1 pseudogene is annotated in these 909 nt (G+C 46.1%); it reads right to left on the bottom strand.

The window, feature by feature from the left end:
- Positions 1-124: 124 nt before the first annotated feature.
- Positions 125-790 (bottom strand): annotated as a pseudogene (locus tag C7B16_RS24265) (autotransporter outer membrane beta-barrel domain-containing protein); the annotation flags it as partial.
- Between the last annotated feature and the right edge of the window lie 119 nt (positions 791-909).

Here is a 909-nt window from a genome sequence, read left to right as displayed (position 1 = left end):
ACCAGTTGAGCGGATTCGCGTTTAAACTCTGCGCTGAAATTTCTTTTTTTCATTGGAGCACCTGTGTTGTTCTGAGGTGAGCATATCACCTCTGTTCAGGTGGCCAAATTTAGTGTGCCACTACAGTTGCAACATGACCATCTTCGTTGATGTTCAGCGCAGAAAGACCTGTCAGAGAGATAGAGTCAGAAATCAGCGTTGAATCAGCAACATTAACAGTTGAACCACTGTTGATGCTCAGAGTATCGATCAGAGAAGTTTTGGTGGTATCCCACTGTGAACCAGTGTTCAGGGTCACATTGAACAGACCGCTCTGGTAAACTTCGTTACCGATGATGTGATCAAATTCGCTGTATTCAGAGTCGATGTTTTCTACACCAACCGTTGATAAAGGCCACAGGCTATTAGCAGCGATGTCGATCAGAGTTGCAGTAGCTTCGGTATTGACACCATAGGTATAAGAGTCATTTACACCATCACTATCAGTATCAACACCAACCTGATGCGCAGACATTGCTGCACCAACCCACTTGCTGCCATTGTTCAGGGTCAGATCCAGACGATCAGTACCATCCCAACCGTTAGTATCTACATCACCGTCAGCATCACGATAGCTATCACGGCCATGTGGGAAGAAGTTCTCATCAAAGTTGCTTGAGAAGAACACATCGCCCATCAGCGTGGAGTTATCGAATGTTGCAGTAGTCTGCATGGCGTTATCAGCATCAGGATGTGCAATAACGGCTAATGCGATATCATCAGCGTTCCAGCCATTACCATTGTAATTGGATTTGCCCCTATATTTCCAGACATCTGTTATCACTTAACCCATTACAGGCCCGCTGCCGCAGATATTCCCGTGGCGAGCGATAACCCAACGCACTATGCGGATGCCATTCGTTATAATGC

It is taken from the genome of Escherichia sp. 20412-1, assembly GCF_003027595.1.
In the GTDB taxonomy this organism is placed as follows: domain Bacteria; phylum Pseudomonadota; class Gammaproteobacteria; order Enterobacterales; family Enterobacteriaceae; genus Escherichia; species Escherichia marmotae.
The sequence above is the reverse complement of the archived record's forward strand: the minus strand, read 5'-3'. Positions and strand labels throughout refer to the sequence as shown.